At 62.1% G+C, this 19,453-nt stretch carries 18 protein-coding genes and 1 pseudogene; 16 read left to right on the top strand and 3 right to left on the bottom strand.

Annotation, left to right across the window (positions count from 1 at the left end; translation table 11 throughout):
* Positions 1-119: 119 nt before the first annotated feature.
* The 5 genes and pseudogenes from PspR76_RS31570 to selO form a co-directional block, all read left to right on the top strand.
* Positions 120-896, top strand: a pseudogene (locus PspR76_RS31570) (MCP four helix bundle domain-containing protein); the annotation flags it as partial.
* A 30-nt stretch (positions 897-926) separates the two neighbouring features.
* Complete coding sequence (locus tag PspR76_RS31565) at positions 927-1,799, top strand: methyl-accepting chemotaxis protein (protein WP_371317688.1); 873 nt, start codon at positions 927-929, stop codon at positions 1,797-1,799.
* 222 nt (positions 1,800-2,021) lie between these two features.
* Positions 2,022-3,764, top strand: coding sequence for a potassium/proton antiporter (locus PspR76_RS02495; RefSeq protein WP_159953817.1), 1,743 nt, complete (start codon positions 2,022-2,024; stop codon positions 3,762-3,764).
* Between the two features lie 55 nt (positions 3,765-3,819).
* On the top strand, positions 3,820-7,158 hold the full coding sequence (gene mscK, locus PspR76_RS02490) for a mechanosensitive channel MscK (protein ID WP_159953816.1): 3,339 nt from the start codon (positions 3,820-3,822) through the stop codon (positions 7,156-7,158).
* A 48-nt stretch (positions 7,159-7,206) separates the two neighbouring features.
* A complete protein-coding gene (gene selO / locus PspR76_RS02485; protein WP_159953815.1) occupies positions 7,207-8,670 on the top strand; it encodes a protein adenylyltransferase SelO in 1,464 nt (487 codons plus the stop codon).
* 166 nt (positions 8,671-8,836) lie between these two features.
* On the opposite strand, the gene PspR76_RS02480 is transcribed toward selO, so the two are convergent.
* Positions 8,837-9,238: a helix-turn-helix domain-containing protein gene (locus tag PspR76_RS02480; protein ID WP_159953814.1), complete on the bottom strand. Its 402-nt coding sequence runs from the start codon at positions 9,236-9,238 to the stop codon at positions 8,837-8,839.
* Entirely contained in the window at positions 9,235-9,531 is a 297-nt protein-coding gene (locus tag PspR76_RS02475; protein WP_058422389.1) for a type II toxin-antitoxin system HigB family toxin, read from the bottom strand. The genes PspR76_RS02480 and PspR76_RS02475 overlap by 4 nt, the downstream gene beginning before the upstream one ends.
* Positions 9,532-9,766: 235 nt before the next feature.
* Here PspR76_RS02475 and trxC point away from each other — a divergent pair, with 235 nt between their 5' ends.
* Positions 9,767-10,201, top strand: a complete 435-nt coding sequence (gene trxC / locus PspR76_RS02470) for a thioredoxin TrxC (protein ID WP_159953813.1) — start codon at positions 9,767-9,769, stop codon at positions 10,199-10,201.
* A 136-nt stretch (positions 10,202-10,337) separates the two neighbouring features.
* Here the strand turns inward: trxC and PspR76_RS02465 are convergent, their stop codons facing one another.
* A complete protein-coding gene (locus tag PspR76_RS02465) occupies positions 10,338-11,108 on the bottom strand; it encodes a ParA family protein (RefSeq protein ID WP_159953812.1) in 771 nt (256 codons plus the stop codon).
* Between the two features lie 347 nt (positions 11,109-11,455).
* Here PspR76_RS02465 and PspR76_RS02460 point away from each other — a divergent pair, with 347 nt between their 5' ends.
* The 10 genes from PspR76_RS02460 (at position 11,456) to PspR76_RS02415 (ending at position 19,427) form a co-directional block, all read left to right on the top strand.
* Positions 11,456-12,178, top strand: a complete 723-nt coding sequence (locus PspR76_RS02460) for a beta-ketoacyl synthase chain length factor (RefSeq protein ID WP_159953811.1) — start codon at positions 11,456-11,458, stop codon at positions 12,176-12,178.
* The gene (locus tag PspR76_RS02455; protein WP_159953810.1) at positions 12,154-12,966 is read left to right on the top strand and encodes a lysophospholipid acyltransferase family protein; all 813 of its coding nucleotides are present in this window, start codon (positions 12,154-12,156) and stop codon (positions 12,964-12,966) included. Before PspR76_RS02460 ends, PspR76_RS02455 begins: the two co-directional genes overlap by 25 nt.
* Positions 12,944-13,213, top strand: a complete 270-nt coding sequence (locus PspR76_RS02450; RefSeq protein ID WP_159953809.1) for a phosphopantetheine-binding protein — start codon at positions 12,944-12,946, stop codon at positions 13,211-13,213. Before PspR76_RS02455 ends, PspR76_RS02450 begins: the two co-directional genes overlap by 23 nt.
* A 9-nt stretch (positions 13,214-13,222) precedes the next feature.
* The gene (locus PspR76_RS02445; RefSeq protein WP_159953808.1) at positions 13,223-13,477 is read left to right on the top strand and encodes an acyl carrier protein; all 255 of its coding nucleotides are present in this window, start codon (positions 13,223-13,225) and stop codon (positions 13,475-13,477) included.
* The gene (locus PspR76_RS02440) at positions 13,474-14,019 is read left to right on the top strand and encodes a hypothetical protein (protein WP_159953807.1); all 546 of its coding nucleotides are present in this window, start codon (positions 13,474-13,476) and stop codon (positions 14,017-14,019) included. The genes PspR76_RS02445 and PspR76_RS02440 overlap by 4 nt, the downstream gene beginning before the upstream one ends.
* On the top strand, positions 14,016-15,686 hold the full coding sequence (locus PspR76_RS02435; protein ID WP_159953806.1) for an acyl-CoA synthetase family protein: 1,671 nt from the start codon (positions 14,016-14,018) through the stop codon (positions 15,684-15,686). Before PspR76_RS02440 ends, PspR76_RS02435 begins: the two co-directional genes overlap by 4 nt.
* 128 nt (positions 15,687-15,814) lie before the next feature.
* Positions 15,815-16,549: a glycosyltransferase family 2 protein gene (locus PspR76_RS02430; protein WP_159953805.1), complete on the top strand. Its 735-nt coding sequence runs from the start codon at positions 15,815-15,817 to the stop codon at positions 16,547-16,549.
* The gene (locus PspR76_RS02425) at positions 16,546-17,481 is read left to right on the top strand and encodes an LpxL/LpxP family acyltransferase (protein WP_159953804.1); all 936 of its coding nucleotides are present in this window, start codon (positions 16,546-16,548) and stop codon (positions 17,479-17,481) included. The genes PspR76_RS02430 and PspR76_RS02425 overlap by 4 nt, the downstream gene beginning before the upstream one ends.
* Positions 17,465-19,006: an HAL/PAL/TAL family ammonia-lyase gene (locus PspR76_RS02420; protein WP_159953803.1), complete on the top strand. Its 1,542-nt coding sequence runs from the start codon at positions 17,465-17,467 to the stop codon at positions 19,004-19,006. Before PspR76_RS02425 ends, PspR76_RS02420 begins: the two co-directional genes overlap by 17 nt.
* Positions 18,999-19,427: an acyl-CoA thioesterase gene (locus tag PspR76_RS02415; RefSeq protein WP_159953802.1), complete on the top strand. Its 429-nt coding sequence runs from the start codon at positions 18,999-19,001 to the stop codon at positions 19,425-19,427. Before PspR76_RS02420 ends, PspR76_RS02415 begins: the two co-directional genes overlap by 8 nt.
* Positions 19,428-19,453: the final 26 nt, after the last annotated feature.

Raw genomic sequence — 19,453 nt, 5'->3', positions numbered from 1 at the left:
CGCTTTCGAGCCTTAGTGACTGCATTTACCCCATCTGGTTCCTGAATCCGTCCAACCCCTCGTCAGATGCGACAAAAGCGCGCGCCCCCTTAAGACTTTAGTCGCATGGCCGATAGAAGATGCACACCCCGTCTCATGGCCGCACGGATCGCGCTTCTCCCCAGGACTCCAGCATGTCTCTTCGTAATATGAATATCGCGCCGCGCGCCTTTCTTGGCTTTGCGTTTATTGGTGCACTCATGTTGTTTCTCGGTGTGTTCGCCCTGAACCAGATGAGCAAGATCCGTGCTGCCACCGAAGACATCACCCTGAGCAGCGTGCCAAGCATTCGCGCCCTCGACGAATTCACCCAGCTGACCCTGCGCCTGCGCGTGTTGTCGTACCGCTTGCTGACCAATCGCGAGCCGGATGTGCAGCAAAAGACCCTGGAAGCCTTTGAACTGCGCAACCAGCAGATCCGCACCGCCCAGGGCGTGTACGAAAAACTCATCGAGAGTGGCGAAGAACGCGCGACCTACGACGAATACGTGCGTTTGCTCGGCCAGTACCACCAGATCGAAGAGCGCATGAAGAGCTTGTCTCGCGCCAACCAGATCGACGACCTGCGCAACTTGCTCAACACCGAATTGCTCAGCAACTCCGAGCAGGTCAACGCAGTGCTGACACGCCTGCTGGACATCAACAACAAGATGGCCAACGCCACCAACCAGCAAGCCAAAGACCAATACGACATGGCGTTTGAGCTGGTGGTGGGCCTGCTGATCGTGGCCACGGCGCTGACGGTGTTGTTCGCCTGGCTGCTGACCCGCAGCATCACCGTGCCGATTTCCCAGGCACTTGAGGCCGCCGAGGAAGTCGCCGAAGGCAACCTGACGCGCCCGATCAAGGTCGACGGCAACGACGAAGCCGGCCGCCTGCTGGCCGCCATGGCCAAGATGCAGGACAAATTGCGCGACACCCTGCAACGCATCGCCGGCTCCGCCACCCAGCTGGCTTCGGCCGCCGAAGAGCTGAATGCCGTCACCGACGAAAGCGCCCGTGGCCTGACCCAGCAGAACAACGAAATCGAACAAGCCGCCACCGCCGTCAACGAGATGACCAGCGCCGTCGAAGAAGTCGCGCGCAATGCGGTCAGCACCTCCGAAGCCTCGCGCGCCGCCACCACTTCTGCTGGCGATGGCCGTGATTTGGTGCAGGAAACCGTCAGCGCCATCGAACGCATGAGCGGCGACGTGCAAGCCACAGCCACCTTGATCGGCGACCTGGCGAATGAATCGCGGGATATCGGCAAGGTGCTCGACGTGATTCGCGGCCTGGCCGACCAGACCAACCTGCTGGCCCTGAACGCCGCCATTGAAGCCGCGCGTGCCGGTGAAGCCGGGCGTGGGTTTGCCGTGGTGGCGGATGAAGTGCGGGCCCTGGCCCATCGCACCCAGCAGTCGACCAGCGAGATCGAGCGCATGATCGGCAGCATTCAGACCGGCACCGAGCACGCGGTGGATTCGATGCGTAACAGCACCGAGCGCGCCGAATCGACGCTGAACATCGCCAAAGGCGCCGGGATGTCGCTGGACACCATCAACACCGCGATCATAGAAATCAACGAACGCAACCTGGTGATCGCCAGCGCAGCGGAAGAGCAGGCGCAGGTGGCGCGAGAAGTGGACCGCAACCTGGTGAACATTCGTGATTTGTCGGTGCAATCGGCCACGGGCGCCAGCCAGACCAGCGCGGCGAGCAGTGAGCTGTCGCGCCTGGCGGTGGATTTGAATGGGATGGTGGGGCGCTTTCGCCTGTAACTGACACCGGTGATTGATCGTTCCCACGCTCCGCGTGGGAATGCAGCCTGTGACGCTCCGCGTCACGCCTTAAAAGCGGACGCAGAGCGTCCAGCGAAGCATTCCCACGCAGAGCGTGGGAACGATCTTTTGACAGCGCAGCAATTCAACAGGTTAGAATCGCTGGCACGCAGACTGCATGGTCAGTTTGCGCCCCGTCTTCCCAGCTCTGGAGTACTGCCTTTGAATGCGACGACCATCAACAGCCTGTTCTTGATCGGCGCGTTGCTGGTGGGTGCGAGCATTCTGGTGAGTTCTCTTTCGTCCCGCCTGGGTATCCCGATTCTGGTGATCATCCTGGCCGTGGGCATGGTCGCCGGCGTCGACGGCGGCGGCATCATTTTCGACAACTACCCAACCGCCTACCTGGTGGGCAACCTCGCCTTGGCAGTGATCCTGCTCGATGGCGGCTTACGCACGCGGGTTGCGAGTTTTCGCGTGGCACTCTGGCCGGCGTTGTCGCTGGCCACGGTGGGGGTGTTGATCACCACCGGCCTCACCGGCATGGCCGCGGCCTGGCTGTTCAACCTCAATATCATTCAAGGCTTGCTGATCGGCGCCATCGTCGGCTCAACCGACGCCGCCGCGGTGTTCTCGCTATTGGGCGGCAAAGGCCTGAACGAACGGGTTACCGCCAGCCTCGAAATCGAATCCGGCAGTAACGACCCGATGGCGGTGTTCCTCACCGTCACCCTGATCGACATGCTCGCCACAGGCCAGACCGGCCTGCACTGGAGCCTGCTGACCCACCTGATCCGCGAATTCGGCATCGGCGGCATCGTCGGCCTGGGCGGCGGCTGGCTGATGCTGCAGATGGTCAACCGCATCAACCTGGCCACCGGCCTGTACCCGATCCTGGTCATCGCCGGCGGCCTGGTGGTGTTCGCCTTGACCAACGCCTTGCACGGCAGCGGTTTCCTCGCCGTGTACCTGTGCGGCCTGGTGATCGGCAACCGCCCGGTACGCAGCCGCCATGGCATTTTGCATATGCTCGACGGCATGGCCTGGCTGGCACAGATCGGCATGTTCCTGGTGCTGGGCTTGCTGGTCACGCCCCATGACTTGCTGCCCATTGCCCTGCCGGCGTTGGGCCTGGCGCTGTGGATGATTCTGTTCGCGCGGCCGCTGTCGGTGATGGTCGGCCTGCTGCCGTTCAAGGCGTTCCACGGTCGCGAAAAAGCCTTTATCGCCTGGGTCGGCCTGCGCGGCGCGGTGCCGATCATTCTGGCGGTGTTCCCGCTGATGGCTGGCCTGCCCCACGCGCAGCTGTACTTCAACCTGGCGTTCTTTATCGTGCTGGTCTCGCTGCTGGTACAGGGCACCAGCCTGCCGTGGGTGGCCAAACTGCTGAAAGTCACCGTACCGCCAGACCCCGCGCCGATTTCCCGCGCGGCTCTGGAAGTGCACGTCACCAGCGAGTGGGAGCTGTTCGTCTACCGCCTGGGCGCGGAAAAATGGTGCATTGGCGCAGCCCTGCGCGAATTGAAAATGCCCGAGGGCACACGGATCGCGGCGTTGTTCCGTGGCCAGCAACTGCTCCATCCGTCGGGTAGTACGGTGCTGGAAGTCGACGATTTGCTCTGCGTGATCGGCCACGAACACAACCTGCCTGCCCTGGGTAAACTGTTCAGCCAGGCGCCGCAACGTGGCCTCGACCTGCGTTTCTTCGGCGACTTCGTCCTCGAAGGCGACGCCCAGCTGGGCGCGGTGTCGGCGCTGTACGGCCTCAAGCTCGAGGGTATCGACCCGGATATGCCACTGAGCCGCTTCATCACCCAGAAGGTCGGCGGTGCGCCGGTGGTGGGCGACCAAGTGGAGTGGAACAACACGCTGTGGACCGTCGCGGTCATGGACGGGAACAGAATCGGAAAAGTCGGCGTCAAATTCCCCGAAGGAAGTCGTCCAGGCCCTGGACTCTTCCTCTAAACTGCGGGGCCAGGCGCCACGCCCCCATTTTCTTTACCTTGCTCGACCGGTATCCATGACAACTCTGCGCACCTTTTTAGCCACTGCCCTGCTGGGCCTGACCCTTTGTGTGGGCAGCGTTTACGCCGCCGATGCGCCCAGTGCCGAGGCCATCCAGCAAACCCTGGACAAGCTGCCCGACCGCAAGCTGCCCGACGCCGACATGAAGGCGCTGCAGAACATCCTGCAACAGACCCTGACCTACCTGGGCAACAAGCAGGATTACGAGCAGCGCCTCACCGACCTCAAGCGCCAGCTGGAAGACGCGCCGCGCCAGACCACCGATAACCAGCGCGAACTGGTGCGGCTCAAGGCCACCAAAGTCATCCCGGTGGCGCAACGCTATGCCACGCTGCCCGTGCCGCAGCTCGAGCAATTGCTGGTGCAGCGCACGACCCAGCAAGGCGACCTGCAAAAGGACATGGCGGATGCCAACAGCATGTCCATCGCCGCCCAGACCCGCCCCGAGCGCGCCCAAACCGAAATCAGCAACAGCCAGACCCGCATCCAGCAGATAAACGCCACCCTTAAAGCGGGCAAAGATAACGGCAAGCCCCTCACCGGCGACCAGCGCAACCTGCTGAACGCCGAACTCGCCGCCCTCAACGCCTTGATTCCGCTGCGCCGCCAGGAACTGGCGGGCAACAGCCAACTGCAAGACCTGGGCAATAGCCAACGCGACCTGACGACCGAGAAGACCAGCCGCCTGGAACAGGAAATCCAGGACCTGCAAACCCTGATCAACCAGAAACGCCTCGCCCAGTCCCAGCAGACCGTGACCCAGCAGTCCATCGAGGCGCAAAAAACCGGCGGCAGCAGCCTGTTGGCCACCGAAAGCGCGGCCAACCTGAAGCTCTCCGACTACCTGCTCAAGAGCACCGACCGCCTCAATGACCTGACCCAGAAAAACCTGCAGACCAAGCAGCAACTGGACACCGTGACCCAAAGCGACTCGGCACTCGATGAGCAAATCAACGTGCTCAAGGGCAGCCTGCTGCTCTCCAAGATTCTTTATAAGCAAAAACAAGCACTGCCGCGCCTCACCGTGGACCGCGACCTGGCGGACGACATCGCCAACATTCGCCTGTACCAGTTCGAGATCAACCAGCAGCGCGAGGCGATCAGTTCGCCCAGCGCCTATGTGGATAACTTGCTGGCCAACCAGCCGCCGGAAGACGTCACCCCGCAACTGCGCCGCACCCTGCTGGAGCTGGCAATTACCCGCAGCGACCTGCTGGAGCGCCTGAGCCGCGAGCTGAGCGCGCTGCTGAACGAATCGATCACCCTGCAACTGAACCAGAAACAACTGCTCAGCACCGCCACCACTCTGCGCGCGACGCTGGACGAGCAAATGTTCTGGATCCCCAGCAACAAGCCGCTGGACACCGAGTGGCTGGAAACCGTACCGGCACACCTGAGCAAGCAAATCACCACCTTGCCGTGGGCCTCCAGCGTCAGCGAGCTGTACGACGGCCTGACCCAACGCCCGCTGCTGTTCCTGCCGTTGCTGCTGTTGATCGGCGCACTGCTATGGCGGCGCAAGGCGCTTTACCAGCGCCTTAACAAAGTCCACTTGGACATCGGCCACTTCAAGCGCGACAGCCAGTGGCACACGCCGCAGGCCATCCTGATCAATATCCTGCTGGCGATGCCGGTTTCCCTGGGCCTGGCGCTGTGCGGCTACGCACTGCAGATCGACGCCCGTGGGCAGAACGCCAACCTGGGCTCGGCCCTGCTGCAGATCGCCCAGGCGTGGCTGGTGTTCTACACCGCTTACCGGATCCTCGCGTCGGGCGGCGTGGCGGAACTGCACTTCCGCTGGGAAAAACCCCAAGTCGAATTCCTGCAAGGCTGGGTGCGCAAGCTCGGGCTGGTGGTACTGGCCCTGGTGGCCGTGGTGGCCATTGCCGAACACCAACCGGCGGCGCTGGCCGACGACGTGCTGGGTATCGGCGTGGTGCTGACCTGCTACGCGCTGATGGCCTGGCTGCTGGGCCGCCTGCTGCTGCACAGCCCGACCCACGAAAAAGCCTCGCTGTTTCGCAAAGCCGTGGGCCTGGTGTTTACCGTCCTGCCCGTCGCCCTGTTTATCGCCGTGTGCTTTGGCTACTACTACACCGCGCTGAAACTCAGCGACCGCCTGATCAACACCCTGTACCTGCTGATGTTCTGGCTGGTGATCGAAGCCACCTTCGTACGCGGCCTGGGCGTTGCCGCTCGGCGCCTGGCCTACGCGCGCGCCCTGGCCAAACGCCAGGCGGCCAAGGAAGCCGGTGATGGCGAAGCGGTGATCGAAGAGCCGACCCTGGACATCGAACAGGTCAACGAACAGTCGATGCGCCTGATCCGCCTGGCCTTGCTCGGCGGCTTTATCGCCGCGCTGTACTGGGTGTGGAAAGACCTGATCACCGTGTTCTCCTACCTGGACAACGTGACGCTCTACGAATACACCAGCGGCACCGGTGCCAATATCAGCATGGTGCCGATCAGCATCGGCGACTTGCTCGGTGCGTCGATCATCGTCGGCATCACCTTCGCCCTGGCGCGCAACTTGCCCGGTCTGCTGGAAGTACTGGTGCTGTCCAAGCTGGATTTGGCCCAAGGCAGCGCCTACGCCACCACCACCTTGCTGTCGTATGTGATTGCCGGCGTCGGCTTCGTCTCCACCCTGTCGACCCTCGGCGTGAGCTGGGACAAACTGCAATGGCTGGTGGCGGCGCTGTCGGTGGGGTTGGGCTTCGGGATGCAGGAGATCTTCGCCAACTTCATCTCCGGCATCATGATCCTGTTCGAGCGCCCGGTGCGTATCGGCGACACCATCACCATCGGCAACCTGTCGGGCACGGTGAGCAAGATCCGCATCCGCGCGACGACCATCACCGACTTCGACCGCAAGGACATCATTGTCCCGAACAAGACGTTCATTACCGGGCAACTGATCAACTGGTCGCTGACCGACACCATCACCCGAGTCACGCTGAAACTGGGTGTGGACTACGGCTCCGACCTCGACCTGGTGAAGGAATTGCTGCTCAAGGCCGCGCGCGAAAACCCACGGGTGCTCAAAGAGCCGGAGCCTCACGTGTACTTCCTCAACTTCGGCGAAAGCACCCTCGACCACGAACTGCGCATGCACGTGCGCGACCTCGGTGACCGCAACCCGGTGATCGACGAGGTGAACCGCTTTATCAACCGCGAGTTCAAGAACCACCACATCAACATCTCGTTCCGCCAGATGGAGGTCTACCTCAAGAACCTCCATGGCCAGGAATACAAACTGGTGGAAGTCGACACCCCGGCCAAACCCGCCAACGACGGCGGCGTGCAGGAACCGCCGCCGAGCAAACTCGACTAACGCGCCTATCCCCAGCAGAATGCTCGGACATTCTGCTGGAGATGGCCGGTGAAAGCCCTCGACGAACTGACCTTCGACAACCGCTTCGCACGCCTGGGCGACGCGTTCTCAACCCACGTATTGCCTGACCCCCTCGACGAACCGCGCCTTGTGGTGGCGAGCAACGCCGCCATGGCCCTGCTCGACCTCGACCCGGCCGTGGCCGAAACGCCAGTGTTTGCCGAGCTGTTCAGCGGGCACAAGCTGTGGGCCGAGGCGGAACCACGGGCGATGGTCTATTCGGGGCACCAGTTCGGTGGCTACTCCCCGCAACTGGGCGACGGCCGTGGGTTGTTGCTGGGTGAGGTGTACAACGAGGCCGGGGAGCATTGGGACCTGCACCTCAAAGGCGCCGGGCTCACGCCTTACTCGCGCATGGGCGATGGCCGCGCGGTGCTGCGCTCTTCGATCCGTGAGTTTCTCGCTTCCGAAGCCCTGCACGCCTTGGGCATCCCCAGCAGCCGCGCCTTGTGCGTGATCGGCTCCAACACGCCGGTGTGGCGTGAGAAACAGGAACGCGGCGCCATGGTCTTGCGCCTGGCGCACAGCCATGTGCGCTTCGGGCATTTCGAATATTTCTACTACACCAAGAAGCCCGAACAGCAGAAAGAATTGGCTGAACACGTGCTTTCATTGCACTACCCCGAGTGCATGGAGCAGCCCGAGCCTTACCTGGCAATGTTCCGCGAAATCGTCGAGCGCAATGCCGAAATGATCGCCAAATGGCAGGCCTACGGTTTCTGCCACGGTGTGATGAATACTGACAACATGTCGATCCTAGGCATCACCTTCGACTTCGGGCCGTTTGCGTTCATCGATGACTTTGACGCGCACTTCATCTGCAACCACTCCGATCACGAAGGCCGTTACTCCTTCAGCAACCAAGTACCGATTGGGCAGTGGAACCTCAGCGCACTGGCCCAGACACTCACGCCGTTTATCAGCGTTGACGCCTTGAAAGAAACCCTTGGCCTGTACCTGCCGCTGTACCAGGCCCACTACCTGGACCTGATGCGCCGCCGACTGGGGCTGACCACGGCTGAAGACGATGACCAGAAACTGGTGGAGCGCCTGCTCAAGCTGATGCAGAACAGTGGCGTGGACTACACGCTGTTCTTCCGCCACCTGGGCGATGAGCCTGCAGCGCTGGCCGTGGCGCGGCTGCGTGATGACTTCGTCGACCTCGCCGGTTTTGATGCCTGGGCCGAACAGTACACAGCCCGCGTTGCACGAGACGGGGACTACAGCGAAGCGCAACGCCGCGAGCGCATGCACGCGGTAAACCCGCTGTACATCCTGCGCAACTACCTGGCACAAAACGCCATCGCTGCTGCCGAGTCAGGTGATTACAGCGAAGTACGTCGACTGCATGAAGTGCTGAGCAAACCGTTTGAAGAGCAGGCCGGGATGGAGCAGTACGCCCAGCGGCCACCGGATTGGGGCAAGCATTTGGAGATTAGTTGTTCTTCATAAGAAGACCCATGATCGTTCCCACGCTCTGCGTGGGAATGCCACCTGGGACGCTCCGCGTCCCGCCTTTTGCAATGATCTTCATCTGCGCACGGGTGACGCGGAGCGTCACGAGATGCATTACCACGCGGAGCGTGGGAACGATCATAAGTTGTTCTTCTTAACGGCACTAAATAAAGGTTTCGACCGTTACGCCAAAACGTTCGGCCAACCAACGAATTTGCCGCAGGTTAAGCTGGCGCTTGCCGCTCAAAATTTCCGAAACAACCGACTGTGTGCCCACACCTGGCAGATCACTCTGGTTCAAACCGTGCTCGCGCATCATTGCGCGCAGCACGTCGGCACCACTGGCAACGGGCATTGGCCGGTGCTCATGATCGTAGGCTTCAATCCAATCACTGAGAATATCCACCAGACTCATCAGCGGATTTGACTCGTCCTCCCCGATCATATCCAGCAGTTCGTCGAGAGCAGTTACCAGCACGTCATAATCCGCCTCGTTTTTAGGCTTGCGCAGCAAAGGTGAAACAAATTGCCAATGTTCAGCAGCGAGCCGAATGAGTGCGCTCATCTGATTTTCTCCTTCCAGTTGTCCCGCTCATAGTCGCGGTGATCTAACAGATACTTGATGTAAATTCGTTGCTTTTGGTACCGCACGAAAGCAATTAGCCTCAGCTTGTTTCCCCCAATGTCGAACACATGGAGCTGCCCAACTTTATCCGTTGCGGGAAAAATGCCTTTCATAGAAGCGAAGTCAGCCGGGCTGTTGCGCTTTATCCGGCGGTACCACTCATCTAAAGCACTTGCTGAACGCGGCCACTTTTCCTTTGCTTCCCAAATCCTTTTCTCGCTGATCACTCGCATGCAACATCCTTATCGCATCTTGCTATGAAGGTTAAACCCGATTCCCGACTATCGCAATTTGCGATAACCGCAAACAGACAGATGGCGCAAAACAGAACACGCTCGAACAGCCTAGATACTGGGCCTCGCATCGACACGGGCAAACTGTGAGCGGATGAGTCACTGCCTGCGCATCTTGATAAACCCCGGACCTGGCTCCAAATACAGTCTATTGGCCGTACCTAAGGAGCCCCCGATGTCCGAACCTCTTGTAATCCCCTGCCCACATTGCAACGGCCTCAACCGCATCCCCGGCGAACGCCTGGGTGATTCGCCCAAGTGCGGGCGCTGCAAGCAGCCGGTGTTGCTGAGCAAGCCCTTTGAGTTGAAACAAGGCGACTATGCCAGCCAGATCAAAGGCGACCTGCCGTTGCTGGTGGATGTGTGGGCTGACTGGTGTGGGCCGTGCAAGTCGTTTGCGCCGGTGTTTGAGCAGGCGGCTGGGCAGTTGGAAGGCAAGTGCCGGTTGGCCAAGCTGGACAGTGAGGCGAATCAGCAGCTGTCGGCGCAGTTGGGGATTCGCTCGATTCCCAGTTTGATTCTGTTCAAGAACGGCCGCGAAGTGGCGCGCCAGAGTGGGGCGTTTCCGTTGCCGCAGTTGATGAGTTGGTTGCGTAGCCAAGGGGTGTAAACCAATCCCCAATCAACTGGATCAACTGTGGGAGCTGGCTTGCCTGCGATGGCATCACCTCGGTGTGCCTGGCAGACCGAGTTGCCTGCATCGCAGGCAAGCCAGCTCCCACATGGGGATTTGTGTTGCTGTCAGGTCAGGCGCTTTCCAGCAAGTTATGCAACTCCACAAACTGCTGTGTCAGCTTGTGCCGAGGGTCCAGGTGGATCAGCGGTTTGTTTTCCTGATGCGACTCACGCATGCGCACGGAGCTGGCCAGGTACACCGGCAGCACCGGCAGGCCTTCGGCAATCAGTTCGTCGAGCATCTGCTGCGGCAGGCTCGCCCGAGCCTGGAACTGGTTGACCACGATGCCTTCCACTTCCAGGCCTTCGTTGTGGTCTTCCTTCAGTTCTTCAATTTCCGCCAGCAGACCATACAGCGCCTGGCGCGAGAAGCTGTCGCAATCGAAGGGGATCAGCACACGATCAGCGGCAATCAACGCCGAAACCGCATAGAAGTTCAGCGCCGGCGGGGTATCCAGGTAAATCCGGTCGTAATCCTCGCTCAACTCATCCAGCAGCTTTCGCAGCTTGTTGATCTTGTGCTTGGCCTCCAGCTTGGGCTGCAGATCCGCCAGCTCCGCAGTTGCGGTGATGACATGAAGGTTATCGAACGGCGTTTCGTAGATGTCCACGCGGTTTTTCTTGGAAAACGGCCCGGAAGACAGGGTTTGCTTGAAGAACTCGGCAATGCCCATCGGGATATCGTCGCCGGTCAGCCCGGTGAGGTACTGAGTTGAGTTGGCCTGTGCATCGAGGTCCACCAACAGGGTTCGATAGCCTTCACTGGCGCTGACCGCCGCCAGGTTGCAGGCGATGCTGGACTTGCCAACGCCGCCTTTCTGATTGAACACCACACGCCGCATGGAAAACCTCCGTGTATCAATGAATGTCCGAGTGTAGAGGGCAAAAGCGCCTGTTAGCTACCTCGTTCATCCATGCACGGCTGCATCGGTGGGCCAATTCGCTTCGACCGTCATACGTCGCCGACACATGAACAGGAACTGTCCTACAACCCAAATCAACCCCGGGTAAAGGACAATCTGTAAATCCTTGCCGCCAAATTGTAATCAGCCGTGAACAATTCTTTACCAAAGTTTGCTAGAACCCCGCAGCACCGGGATAATGCGCGCCATTCGGCGATTGCTCCCTGTCCCGGTTTTCGGGGCCAATGGCCGCACATGGAAGCCCGCAGGGGCGGGATAACTTCTCAGTGATCACTTTCAACATCGCCCAATGGCGCGCCTGGGCGCCCAGCCTGGAAAGTGCGGACGACTGGCACGCCTGGTGCCAGGCCCCGGTGTTGCTGCCCGCCAGCGAAGAATCCCCCGATGTGTCCTTCCTGCCGGCCATGCAGCGTCGGCGCCTGAGCCGCCTGGCGCGCATGGCGTTCAGCGTGGGCTGGCCGCTGGCCGAAGGCCGTGAAGACCTGCCACTGGTGTTTATTTCCCGGCACGGCGAAACCCCGCGCACCCTCGACATCCTCAGTGACCTGGCCAATGAGCAGCCGCTGTCGCCGACCCAGTTCAGCCTGTCGGTGCATAACGCAGTGATTGGCCTGTGGTCGATCCTGCGCAATGAAACCAGCGAAATGACCGCCCTCGCCGCCGCCGGCGATGGCCTGGAGCACGGCATGCTTGAGGCCGCCGCGCTGCTCAACGAAGGCGCCCCGGCAGTATTGCTGGTGATTACCGAAGAACAGCCGCCCGCGGCCTACGCCAGCTGGATTAATGACGTGCCGTTCCCCTACGCCGTCGGCCTGCTGCTGACACCGGGCGACGAATGGCAATTGGAACTAAACAGCGGCGCTGTCCAACTCACTCAAACAACTCAGTGGCCCCATGCCCTGAACCTGCTGCGCACCCTGCTCACTGAACAGGTCGCCTGCCAACATGCCTGGAAGAACCGTGTATGGAACTGGCAACGCAAGCCCTGACCGACAAACCACGAGATGCCTACTACTGGCGCCTGTTCGCCACCGCCGCCAGCTTCTTCATGTTCGGCGTCGGCGGGCTGTGCCTGCGTTTACTGGTGTTCCCGTTGCTCAGTTGCCTGCCGGGCAGCGCGGCAAAACACCAGCGCCGCGCTCGCCACACCATCAGCAAACTGTTCTGGTTCTTCATCCGCCTGATGCAGCGCGCCGGTGTGCTGACCTACAGCGTCGAAGGCGCAGAAAAACTCGGCCGCCCAGGCCAGATGATCATCGCCAACCACCCGTCGCTGATCGACGTGGTGTTTTTGATCGGCCTGATGCGCCAGACCAATTGCGTGGTCAAGCAGAGCCTGTTCCAGAACCCGTTCACCCGCGGGCCGGTGCGCGATGCGGGCTATATCAGCAATGACGGCAGCGCCGAGATGCTCGATGCCGCCGCCCAGGCGCTGCGCGAAGGCCAGACCCTGATCATCTTCCCCGAAGGCACCCGCACCACGCCCGGCGCGGCACCCGCCTTTCATCGCGGTGGCGCCGCCATTGCGCTGCGCGGTGCGACAATCATCACCCCGGTGGTGATCAAGGTCAGCCCCACCACCTTGACCAAGGCAGAACCTTGGTACCGCATTCCTAAATGTCGATTTCATTTCAGTTTGCGCGTGGGTGCCGATATAGAACCACACGCCTTTGCCGCACTCGGGCCCGCGCCCCAGGCCTCACGCAAGCTCAACGATTACCTGCACCACTATTTTATTAAGGAGCTCGCCGAAGATGAGCGACCAACACCGCCTTGAGCACGACATAAAGACGCTGATCATCGAGGCCCTGGGCCTGGAAGACATCAGCGTCGACGATATTGGCAGCGACCAGACCCTGTTCGGCGAAGGCTTGGGCCTGGATTCGGTCGACGCCCTGGAATTGGGCCTGGCAATCCAGAAAAAGTACGGCATCAAGATCGATGCCGACGCCAAAGACACGCGCAATCACTTCACCAACTCGGCCAGCCTTGCGGCGTTCGTCACGGCCAGACAGGTAGCTTGAGACCGGACCATGCAAACTCGTGACGATATTTTCAACACCCTGCGCGACGCCTTGGTGGAACTGTTTGAACTGGAACCCGAACGCGTCACGCTCGACGCCAACCTGTACCAGGACCTGGAAATCGACAGCATCGACGCCGTTGACCTGATCGACCATATCAAGCGCCAGACCGGCAAAAAGATCGCCGCCGAAGAATTCAAGACGGTGCGCACCGTAAACGACGTGGTTGAGGCGGTGTACCGTCTGGTCACGCCTGCCGCATGAGCCGGCTGATCGGCCTTGGCCTATTGCTGGCGGGGCTGCTGTACCCTTTTGCGGTGTATTACGGCACCGAGCACTTTGCGCCGTGGCAATTCGGCCTGCTGCTGGGCAGCCTGTGGCTGTTGCGCGCGCTGACCGGTGCACGCCGCCCCGGCAGCCGCTGGATGGCGGTGGCGGTGATTGTGTTTTGCCTGTTGCTGGCCTGGTTCGACAACCCGCAATTGCTGCGCTGGTACCCGAGCCTGGTCAGCGCGTTCATGCTGGCGCTGTTCGGCCTGAGCCTGAAATACGGCCCGCCGATGGTCGAGCGCCTGGCGCGCATGAGCGACCCGCAACTGCCGCCCAACGCGGTGGTGTATACGCGCCAGGTCACCGTGGTGTGGAGTGTGTTTTTTCTGTGTAATGGCCTGCTCGCCGCCGCCCTCACCCTGTGGGCGCCGCTGAGCTGGTGGACGTTGTACAACGGCCTGATCGCCTACGGGTTGATGGGGTTGTTGTTTGCCGTGGAATGGCTGGTACGACAAAGGGTTCGAGGCCGCGTATGAAAGGGTTGAAACTTGAGCACCTGTTGCTTGAGCCGCTGGAACACCGTTTGGTCACCACCGAACCTGAGATGAATCACGCCCAGCTGTGGGAGAAATCCCTGAGCCTGGCGGCGGGCCTGCAGGCGCGCGGCATTCAGCGTTTGGCCGTGCACCTGGAAGACGCAGGCACCCTGGCCATCGCCCTGCTGGGCGCCTGGCGCGCCGGGGTCAGCGTGTTGCTGCCCGCCGACCTGCAAGCGCAAACCCGTCAGCGCTGGGACGCCGCCGTGGATGCCTGGCTGGTTGAAGCCGCCGACCTTGACGCGCTGTATCAAGCGCCGTTGAGCGCTGCGGCTCTCGACCTGGACACCTGCCAGCTGAGCCTGTGCACCTCCGGCTCCAGCGGCGAGCCCAAGCGTATCGACAAGACCCTGCGCCAATTGGCCAACGAAGTTGAGGCGCTGGAAGCCTTGTGGGGCGCCGACCTTAACGATGCGTGCATCATCGGCAGCGTTGCCACCCAACATATCTACGGTTTGTTGTTCCGGGTGCTGTGGCCGCTGTGTGCCGGTCGCACCTTTGTGCGCAAACAACTGGCCTTCCCCGAAGACCTGCAGCGCGCCAGCCGCGAGCACCCACAATTTGCCTGGGTCGCCAGCCCTGCGCTGCTCAAGCGCATGGGCGACAACCTCGACTGGCCGGCGCTGAGCCAGGTGTCGCGGGTGTTTTCGTCCGGTGGCGCGTTGCCGATTGAGGCGGCTGGCAGCCTGTACGACCGCTTGCAGCAATGGCCGACGGAAATCCTCGGCAGCTCGGAAACCGGTGGCATTGCCTGGCGCCAAGGCGCACAGCCGTGGCAGCCATTTGCCGAGGTCGAGCTGAGCCAGGATGCCGACGGCGCGCTGCGCATTGCCTCGCCTTACCTGCCGGCCGGGCATATCGAACAGACCGCCGACGCCGCTCGCATTCATTCCGATGGCCGCTTTGAGCTGCTCGGCCGCCTGGACCGCATCGTCAAGCTGGAAGAAAAACGCATCTCCCTGCCCATGCTCGAACAAGCGCTGATGGCCCACGCCTGGGTCGCCGACACCCGCCTGGGCGTGGTACAGGAAAACCGTGCCTCCCTCGGCGCGCTGGTGGTGCTGAGCGCCGACGGCCTGCATGCCCTGCGCAATCAGGGCCGCCGCACCGTCACCCAAACCCTGCGCCAGCATTTGAGCCAACATTGCGAAGCCTTGGCACTGCCGCGTCGCTGGCGGTTGCTGCGCCAGTTGCCGCTGAACAGCCAGGGCAAGCTGCCGCAGGCCGAGGTAGAGGCGTTGCTGCTGGCACCCCGGCCAAAAGCGCCGGAAGTGCTGGAGCAAGTCGAGGCTGACGGCGAATGGACCGTGCAACTGAGCATCCCGCCGGACCTGGCGTATTTCAGCGGTCACTTCCCGGTCACGCCGGTGTTGCCGGGGGTAGTGCAAGTGGAATGGGCGTTCAACCTCGGCCAGCAACTGCTGGATGTGCCCACGACCTTTGCCGGCATGGAAGTGCTCAAATTCCAGCAACTGGTGCGCCCCGGCGACCAGGTTGAACTGCACCTGCGCTTCGACCCGGAGCGCGGCAAGCTGTACTTCGCCTACCGCAACGGCGTGGCGGCCTGCTCCAGCGGCCGCATTCAACTGGTGGCCGCGCATGCATAATCCAGGTGAGCGCTTCGCGCTCAATCGCGGGCAAGCCCGCTCCCACATGTTGCCGTGTGAACACATTCGAATGCGGGAGCTGGCTTGCCTGCGATGCAGGCGACTCGGTCCATCAGGTGCCCACTCTCATGCATAACCCCTGCGCCCTGATCCCGGTCTACAACCATGAAGCCGCCGTGCCCGCCGTGGTCCACAGCCTGTTGAACAGCGGCCTGCCATGCCTGCTGGTCGACGACGGCAGCAGCCCGGCCTGCGCAGCGGTACTGGCGCAATTGGCGACACTCGAACACGTCACCCTGCTGACCTTGCCCAACAACCAGGGCAAAGGCGGTGCGGTGATGGCCGGTTTCCGCGAAGCCGCGCGCCTGGGCTTCAGCCACGCCCTGCAAGTGGACGCCGACGGCCAGCACGACCTGCGCGAAGTCGAGAGCTTCCTCGACGCCTCGCGCACGCACCCGGACGCGGTGATCTGCGGCTACCCCGAATACGACGACAGCGTGCCCAAAGGCCGCCTCTACGCGCGCTACCTGACCCACGTGTGGGTGTGGATCAACACCCTGTCACTGCAAATCCGCGATTCGATGTGCGGCTTTCGCGTGTACCCGCTGGCGCCTACATTAGCCTTGATGAACACGGCCTACATCGGCACGCGCATGGATTTCGACTCCGACATCCTGGTGCGCCTGGCCTGGCGTAACCAGCCGATGCGCTGGCTGCCGACCCAGGTGCATTACCCCGCTGACGGCTTGTCGCACTTCCGCCTGTTCCGCGACAACGTGCGCATTTCGGCCATGCACACGCGGCTGTTCTTCGGCATGTTGGTGCGCGCGCCGATGATCCTGTGGCGACGGTGGCAGGCATGAGCGACAGCACCAAACACTGGGCAGACCGCGAAGAGCGCGGCAGCTTCTGGCTGATGAAACTCACCGCCGTCGCCGCCAAAGTCCTCGGCCGCCGCCTGCTGAGCCCGCTGCTATACGGCATCGTGTTGTACTTCTTCCTGTTCGGCCGCACCGCGCGCCACAGCGCCTGGGAATACCAGCAGCGCCTGGCCGCCTGGAGCGGGCGCGATGAGCTGCTGCCCACGCACAAAAGCGTCTTCGGCCAGTTCATGGCCTTTGCCGACTCGTTGCTCGACAAGCTCGACGTGTGGAACGGCAAGCTGCGCATCGAACAGATCGAAATCAACGACCCGGCGCAGTTGCGCGGGCAACTGCGCGGCGAGCGCGGGCAGATGCTGGTCGGCGCGCACTTGGGCAACCTCGAAGTGTGCCGTGCGCTGGCCGAGATCGGTGAACAAGTCACCATGAACGTGCTGGTGCACACCAAGCACGCCGAGCAATTCAACCGCCTGCTGGGCGAAGCCGGGGCCACGCATTTGCGCCTGATCCAGGTCAGCGAACTGGACCCGGCGACCATGCTACTGCTCAGCCAGCGCCTCGACGACGGCGAGTGGCTGGCGATTGCCGGCGACCGCGTGCCACTGCACGGCGGGCGCAAGGTGCGCGTGGATTTCCTCGGCCATGACGCGGCGTTCCCGCAAGGCCCGTGGCTGCTGGCCGGGCTGCTCAAATGCCCGGTGAACCTGCTGATGTGCCTCAAGCACGACGGCCGCTATCGCCTGACCATCGAGCCGTTCGCGCAATTGATCGAATGGAAGCGCAGCACCCGCGAGCAGGTCATCGCCCTGTGGACCGCGCGCTACGCCGCACGCCTGGGCCAGTTCTGCCTGCAAGCGCCCCAACAATGGTTCAACTTTTACCCTTTCTGGAAGACCGATGACGACGCATCTTGAGCCGGTAACTTTTGGCGAACGCGCTTTGCGCATTGAAGACGTGCTGGCCTTGGCCAACCGTCAGGCGCCCACGCAGTTGCAGGGCGACGCTGCGTACCGCCAGCGCATTGCCAAAGGCGCGCAGTTCCTCGACTCGCTGCTGGACAAGGAAGGCGTGATCTACGGCGTCACCACCGGCTACGGCGACTCGTGCGTGGTGGCCGTGCCGTTGCAGCACGTCGAGGCGTTGCCGCGTCACCTGTACACCTTCCACGGTTGTGGCCTGGGCAAGTTGCTCGACGCCCAAGCCACCCGCGCGGTGCTGGCGGCGCGTTTGCAGTCGCTGTGCCACGGCGTTTCCGGGGTGCGTGTGGAGTTGTTGGAGCGCCTGCACGCGTTTCTCGAACACGATGTGCTGCCGCTGATCCCGGAAGAAGGCTCGGTGGGCGCCAGCGGCGATTTGACGCCGCTGTCCTACGTGGCCGCGACCTTGTCCGGCGAGCGTGAAGTGATGTTCCGTGGTGAACGCCGCCAGGCCGCCGATGTGCACCGCGAACTGGGCTGGGAGCCGCTGGTATTGCGCCCCAAAGAAGCCCTGGCCTTGATGAACGGCACCGCCGTGATGACCGGCCTGGCCTGCCTGGCCTTCGCCCGCGCCGATTACCTGCTGCAACTGGCCACGCGCATCACTGCGCTGAACGTGGTGGCGCTGCAGGGCAACCCGGAACACTTCGACGAGCGCCTGTTCGCCGCCAAGCCGCACCCGGGCCAGATGCAAGTCGCCGCGTGGCTGCGCAAAGACCTGGCGATTGATGCGCCGACCGCGCCGCTGCACCGCCTGCAGGATCGTTATTCGCTGCGCTGCGCCCCCCACGTGCTCGGCGTGTTGGCCGACAGCCTGAACTGGCTGCGCTCGTTTATCGAAATCGAACTGAACAGCGCCAACGACAACCCGATCATCGACGCCGAAGAAGAACGCGTGTTGCACGGCGGGCACTTCTACGGCGGGCACATCGCCTTCGCCATGGACAGCCTCAAGACCTTGGTGGCCAACGTCGCCGACCTGCTCGACCGCCAGCTCGCCTTGCTGGTGGACGTGCGTTACAACCACGGTTTGCCGAGCAACTTGTCTGGCGCACCGGCTGACCGCGCGATGATCAACCACGGCTTCAAGGCCGTGCAGATCGGCACCAGTGCCTGGACCGCCGAAGCGCTGAAAAACACCATGCCGGCCAGCGTGTTCTCGCGCTCCACCGAGTGCCACAACCAGGACAAAGTGAGCATGGGCACCATCGCCGCCCGCGATGCGATCCGCGTGCTGGAGCTGACCGAACAAGTCGCCGCCGCCACCTTACTCGCGGCCAACCAAGGCGTGTGGCTGCGCGCCCAGGCTGAAGATGAACGCGCCCTGCCGCCGGCCTTGGCCGCCATGCATGCAGAACTGGCCAAGGACTTCCCGCCGGTCATCGAAGACCGTGCGCTGGAAGGCGAACTGCGCCTGTGCCTCAAACGTATCGCCGAGCAACACTGGAGGCTGCATGCGTAGCCAGGGCGTGCTGCATTGCGACACTGAAATCCTCGTGCCGTTTTTCGACGTCGACACCATGAACGTCGTCTGGCACGGGCATTACGTGAAGTACCTGGAAGTGGCGCGCTGCGCGCTGCTGGACAAGCTCGGCCACAACTACACGGCAATGCTCGAATCCGGCTACGCCTGGCCGGTGATCGACATGCAACTGCGCTACGTGCGCGGCGCGGTGTTCGGCCAGACGATCAATGTGCGCGCCAGTTTGGTGGAGTGGGAGAACCGTTTGAAGGTCAATTACCTGATCACCGATTTGGCCAGCGGCGAACGCCTGACCCGCGCCAGCACCGTGCAAGTGGCGGTGGAAATCGCCAGCCGCGAGATGCAACTCGCCTCCCCCAAAATATTTACAGACGCCGTAGAAAGGGCCCTGAAATGCTGACTCCTGTGGGAGCGGGCTTGCCCGCG

The sequence above is a fragment of the Pseudomonas sp. R76 genome, from assembly GCF_009834565.1.
Taxonomy (GTDB): Bacteria; Pseudomonadota; Gammaproteobacteria; order Pseudomonadales; family Pseudomonadaceae; genus Aquipseudomonas.
Note: the sequence above shows the minus strand (reverse complement) of the source record. Positions and strands in the feature narration are given on the sequence as shown.